Genomic DNA, 5,760 nt, shown 5'->3' with positions numbered 1-5,760 from the left:
GTTGTGCGAAGCCGCCTGGCTGCCGAGCCGAAGCTCGCCAACCGCCGCTACAAGCCACCCGATGCAGACGCGTTGCCGCCCGCCCTCCAGGTCATCGCTCATGCCAAGGAGGTCTCGCATCCAGACAACTATCCTACTCTTCGTCAGCATGGACGTCGCCTGCCTCTTCGCCTGGGGCGCGGCCTCGATGATGCTGTTCCGCTTCGTGCAGGGGATCGGCACCGGCGGCGAGGTGCCCGTCGCGAGCGCCTACATCAACGAGTACATCGGCTCGAAGGGCCGCGGCCGCTTCTTCCTCCTCTACGAGGTCATGTTCCTGTTCGGCCTCGTCGGCGCCGGCCTCATCGCCCGGGCGCTCATCCCCGTGTATGGCTGGCAGGCCATGTTCCTCGTCGGCCTCGTGCCGGCGCTCGTCCTCATTCCCCTGCGGTTCTTCATGAAGGAGTCGCCGCGCTGGCTTGCCGCGAAGGGCCGCTACGAGGAGGCCGATCGCATCGTCTCCGCCCTGGAGCGCAGCGCGACCGACAGCGGGCACAATCTTGCGGCTCCCCAGCCCATCGTGACGGCAACGCAGCCATCGAGGTCGGATTGGCGCGAGCTCTTCCGGGGCATCTACCGCCGCCGCACGTTGATGATCTGGGCGATGTGGTTCTGCTCCTATGTGGTTGCCAACGGCATGATCACCTGGCTGCCGACGATCTACCGCCAGACATTCAAGCTGCCCCTTGAGACGAGCATCCTCTACGGGCTGCTTACGTCGGTCGCCGGCGTGATCGCCTCCGTCGCCTGTGCGCTCCTGATTGACAAGGTCGGCCGCAAGCGCTGGTACGTCGCCGCCTTCCTGCTGGCGCCCGTGCCGCTTGCGGCGCTCGCCCTGCTGGGCGCTGAGACGCCGACCCAGGTGCTGATTCTCACGGCCCTCGCCTACGCCATCGTGCAGACGATCACCTTCTCGCTCTACCTGTATTCGGCCGAGCTTTATCCGACGCGCCTGCGCGCGCTCGGCACCGGTCTTGGCAGTGCATGGCTGCGGCTCGGGTCCTCCGCCGGTCCGATCATCGTCGGCTGGCTCATGGCCTCCGCCGGAATCCAGTACGTGTTCGCGGCCTTCGCGGCGATCCTCGTCGTCGGAGCCGTGGTGACGGCGGTCTTTGGAATCGAGACGAAGGGGCGGATTCTCGAGGAACTGTCCCCGTGACCCGGAGCGGGATGGCCGCGTCGACGGATCCACGTCTCACCACCAATTAGGAGGAAACGCTTATGAAGGACCGAGTTGCCGAAAGTGCCGTCCCGGGCACCGCCACCGCCTTGCCGATCGCCCGGATGGTGTCGATCAAGGGGAGACGCCCATTCCTGAAGGCCCTCGTGACGGGTCTGGTTTCGATCGCCTGGGTGCATGGTGTGTCCGCCCAGCCGGCCAAGTACCCGACTCACCCGATCAAGATCATCGTGCCGTTCGCGGCCGGCGGGGGTGTCGACGCCTTCGCCCGTCTGCTCGGCAAGCAGATCGAGGAGAAGCGCGGCGTCGCCGTTGTGATCGAGAACCGAGCCGGGGCCAATGGGACCGTTGGAGCCAATGGTGTCCTCCAATCCCAGCCAGATGGCTACACGCTGCTGTTCTCGGCAGCAACCCACGTCATGGCACGCCAGGTCATGAGCAAGGTCTCGTTCGATCTGGTCACCGACTTCACGCCGATCGCGCGGGTCGGCGAGGCGCCCATGATGGTGGTCTTGTCCCCGAAGATGCCCCAGAAGACGATCGCCGAGGTGGTCGAGGACGCCAAGAAGAACCCCACCCAGTGGCAATTCGGGGTCTCGGCCGTCGGCTCCCCCGGTCACATCGCGACGATCGCCTTCAATCACCTATCCGGGGCGAAGGTCACCATCGTGCCGTATAGGGGAACGGCTCCCGCCCTGACGGACGTCATGGGCGGCCACATCCAGCTCATGATCGATCCGGTCATCGCGCTGCTGCCGATGGCCCGCGATGGACAGGTCAAGGCGCTCGCGACGACGACCGCCAAGCGCAGCCAGCTCACGCCGGAGATCCCGACGGCGGCCGAAAGCGGTCTGCCCGGACTTGAGTTCAGCTCGTGGTACGGGCTCTGGGGCCCGAAGAACATGCCGGCCGAGACGGTGGCGTGGCTCAACACCGCGATGGCGGACGCCACCCGCGACTTGGCCGCCTCCGGTCGGTTGGCGGCGCTTGGCATCGAGCCGACCTACGAGAGCCCCGAAGAGTTCGGCAAGTTCATCGAGCGGGAGGTCGCCCGTAATGCCGGGCTGCTGAAGGCCGCCGACTTCAAGCCGATGTAACGTGGATTACGGCATGATCCGGGACGGCGAACCCGCCTGCCGGATCAAGCCGGATGTCGTGATCAGGTGGGTTCGAAACCTGCCGCTTTCAGCAGCTCGGCGCTGCGTTCGACGTAGCGTTTCGAGAACTGCTCGAGCTGGGCTGGGTTTTCGGAAACCCGCTCGATGCCGAGCGTTGCAAGCCGCCCCTCCTTGTCCAGTTCTTCGACTGCGGCATTGATGGTTGCACTCAGTTCGGCAACCAAGTCGGCGGGAAGCTTGCGCGGTCCCCAGACCCCATACCACGTCGACTGCTCCAGCCCCGGCAGCCCACTCTCCGCCGCGGTCGGATATTCCGGTGCGAGCGCCGTCCGCTTGGCCGATGTCACGGCTAGACCCTTGACCTGATTGCCGTTCGCCATCGGCAGCAGGGCCAAAACAGGATCGATCAACAACTGGACGTGACCACCGGCGACGTCGTTCAGGGCAGGCGCTGTGCCCCTGTAGGTCACGATCTTCAGGTTCAGGCCGGACAGGTGGTTGAATGCTATGGTCGCGAGATGTCCGGGCGATCCCAACGCTGCGGTTGCAAACGTCCATTGGTCCGGTTGCTTCCTGGCTTCTGCGACTAGCTCCGTGATGTTGCGCGGCGCCATCTTCGGCGACATCACCAGCATCATAGGTGCCTCTCCGACCCGGGCGATCGCGCTGAAATCCGCAATCGGATCGTAGGGCGCATGCTTCATCACCTGCTGCGCCATAACGTGCGTGCTGGCCGAGAAGAGGATCGTGTATCCGTCCGGCTCGGCGTCCCTGACGGCGACACCGCCGATGGTCCCGTTCGCGCCAGGCCGGTTCTCGATGACGGTCGCGAAGCCGCGTGTCTGTCTCAGTTTCTCGCCAACCAAGCGGGCAAAGGCATCGATGCCGCCGCCGGCCGGGAACGGCACGATGATTTTGATCGGACGGTCGGGAAACTTGCGGGCTTGCGCAACGGCCCGTCCGACAACCAGCGATGCGCCGAGTCCGGCGAGCGAGGTGGCGAGGAGCTGACGGCGCAGGATGCCTGTTCCTGCGGATGGTCGCGATGACGTTACCGGCTGATCTTCTGACACCTCTTCCTCCCTTGTTTTCAAGTTGTCCATGACTTCATTGCGCAGCACCACGACCGATGATGGTCGATATGTTCCCCGCATCAATTTGACGACGGACCGAGGCAGATAGCTCGAGCGCATCCAGCGCCTTGATGGTTTCGCGAACCAAATAGCTTCCTCCTTCAGCATCGAACGGGAAGTCGCTCGCGAAGAGCACCTTGTCCGCGCCGAAATAGTCGAGGCCGCAGCGCGTCGCCCCGACCGCTCCGGAGAGTGCGGTATCGGCGAAGAACATCCTGAAGTAGTCCTCTGCCGGTCGCTGCAACAGCCCGGGGAGCAGATCGGAATCGGCCGGAGGGGTCCGCGCCCCATCTCCAGTCCCCAGCCTTGTGCGATCCGGCCCGCGAAATAGGGAATCATCGCACCCATGTGATGGGTGATGATCCGCAACTGCGGGTGCCGGTCGAACAGACCAGAGAAGACGAGCCGGGCCATCGCTACGCTGCTGTCGTAGGGCCATCCGAAGCACCACCAGATCTCGAAACGGGACTTCGCCTCGGTGGGGTAGTCGGGGACCGGTCCCCGCACCGGGTGCAGCCAGATGGCCATGCCACGGCTCGCGATCTCGTCGAAGACAGGAAGGAACCGCGGGTGATCGAGCGGTGTGCCGCGCACGTGAGTGCAGAGCTGGAAGCCCACTGCCCCAATCGCATCGGCGCGTGCGATCTCGACGAGTGCTTCATCGATGTCGTGCAGCGACAGGGCTGCCGCAAACGCCGGAAAACGGTCGGGATGGCGCTGCACGAGATCCGCCAGGCCATCGTTCATCAAGCGCATCAGATCAACTGCCGTTTGTCCCTCGGCTAGGTCCTCAATGGGTGGCATCGATGGTGTCAGCACCTGCCTGTAGCCGTCGAAGGCATCCATCAGGCGGAAGCGGTGATCGAGATCGTAGAGGGATTTTAGCTCGAGCCACCGCCGCAGCGGCCCCGCCGCGGACGCCATGGTTTGCAGGCGGGCGAAGTAGGCGGCCGGGAAGATATGGGTCCACGCATCGATGCGATCAGCCAATGTTCCCTCCATGGGGTGCTTTGTGGGTCAGGGTGGCGCTCCGGTGATTGGCGTGCGGAGGGTGGTTGAATCGTTCGATGCGGGCTAGATGCTTGTGCCGATGCTGCCCGACGCCTCCAAGGCGCGGGCGATGTTGCGGGCGGCTGTTTGTGCCGGTGCCAGTGCAAGCGTCAGGAACTCGTCTTCCGTGCTGCGCCCGACAGGTGCCGCGACGCTGATCGCGCCGATCGCGAGCCCGTCAGCATCGCGCACGGGCACGGCGAGGATCCGCAATCCTTCGCTGAGGGTCGAGTCACGGAGCGCGTGGCCGCTCATCCGGATCTCGGCAAGCGCGGGACCGAGATCGTTCCACTCAATGGGATTCCTGGTCACGAACGTCTGGCGTCGGGGTAGTGTCGCGAGCCTCGCCAGCTCGGTTTCGGGGAGGAAGGCGAGGATGCAGTGCCCGATGATGCTCTGATGAGCCGGCACCGTGGTGCCGATCCGGATATCGACACCGAGGCGCGTAACGCCGGCCCGCACGCGCTCGATGTAGAGCACCTCTGCCCCGCTGAGCACTCCCAGGCTGGCGGCCTCGCTGGTGTCGTTGACGAGTGTCCGCAGTGCCGGCCGGGCAAGCGAGCGGAGTTCTCGGTGCGCGATGGCGTGGAAGCCGAGATCGAGCACCTTCAGGCTCAAGCGGAAGCGGCGGCTGTCGGGAACCCGGTCGATGTAACCAAGATCGACCATCGTGTTCAGCATCCGGTGGGTGGTGCCCGGATCCAGCTCCGCGATGGCTGCGATCTCGCTCAACGTCATCTCGTCGTGGTCAGGACCGAACGCTTCGAGGATGCGAAATCCCTTGGCGAGGGATTGGACGGTACTGCGCGAATGGGCGCGTTCCTGCGCTTGTTGGGGATCGGAGCCCGATCGCATGGCGTGAACTTCCTGGCCTGATGCGGGCAACGCAAATGCCCACTTTTCGGAATACGAAACTTTTTTCGTTATGCAAACAACCTAAGCTTGCTGCTGAACTTGTGTCAATTGCTCAGAAGCTGTCCGTCAGATAGGCAAGAGCATCGTTCGCGACGCTGGGTCGAAGGATCGAGCCGTCCTCCGGGACCGATGCTGCGCAAGTTTCACGATCACGGAGCCTGGAAAAGGGCTGGCACTGCTCACCCCGCAACACTATGGTGAAGTAGTTTGGACTTAATCTGACAGACGGTGTCGTTAGGCTGAGGCATGAGCCGAGGCCGGGCGCGGAGTGGTCGGGGTGCGCAGCGCCCGGCCTCGGGGTTCACAAGGAACATCGTCATGACCA

General features: G+C 64.3%; 3 protein-coding genes and 2 pseudogenes. 3 read left to right on the top strand and 2 right to left on the bottom strand.

Annotated features, from left to right (window positions below; translation table 11 throughout):
• The 3 genes and pseudogenes from FS320_RS51105 to FS320_RS36450 all read left to right on the top strand — a co-directional run.
• Window positions 1-129: pseudogene (locus tag FS320_RS51105) on the top strand (IS481 family transposase); the annotation flags it as partial.
• Window positions 128-1,198: pseudogene (locus FS320_RS36455) on the top strand (MFS transporter); the annotation flags it as partial. The pseudogenes FS320_RS51105 and FS320_RS36455, both read left to right, overlap by 2 nt.
• Before the next feature lie 62 nt (window positions 1,199-1,260).
• Complete coding sequence (locus tag FS320_RS36450; protein ID WP_202882939.1) at window positions 1,261-2,316, top strand: Bug family tripartite tricarboxylate transporter substrate binding protein; 1,056 nt, start codon at window positions 1,261-1,263, stop codon at window positions 2,314-2,316.
• A 62-nt stretch (window positions 2,317-2,378) separates the two neighbouring features.
• On the opposite strand, the gene FS320_RS47120 is transcribed toward FS320_RS36450, so the two are convergent.
• Complete coding sequence (locus tag FS320_RS47120) at window positions 2,379-4,460, bottom strand: tripartite tricarboxylate transporter substrate-binding protein (protein WP_202882938.1); 2,082 nt, start codon at window positions 4,458-4,460, stop codon at window positions 2,379-2,381.
• 84 nt (window positions 4,461-4,544) lie between these two features.
• Window positions 4,545-5,375, bottom strand: coding sequence for an IclR family transcriptional regulator (locus tag FS320_RS36435; protein ID WP_152717217.1), 831 nt, complete (start codon window positions 5,373-5,375; stop codon window positions 4,545-4,547).
• Window positions 5,376-5,760: the final 385 nt, after the last annotated feature.

Source organism: Microvirga tunisiensis, from assembly GCF_009296175.1.
Lineage (GTDB): Bacteria > Pseudomonadota > Alphaproteobacteria > Rhizobiales > Beijerinckiaceae > Microvirga > Microvirga tunisiensis.
Note: the sequence above shows the minus strand (reverse complement) of the source record. Positions and strands in the feature narration are given on the sequence as shown.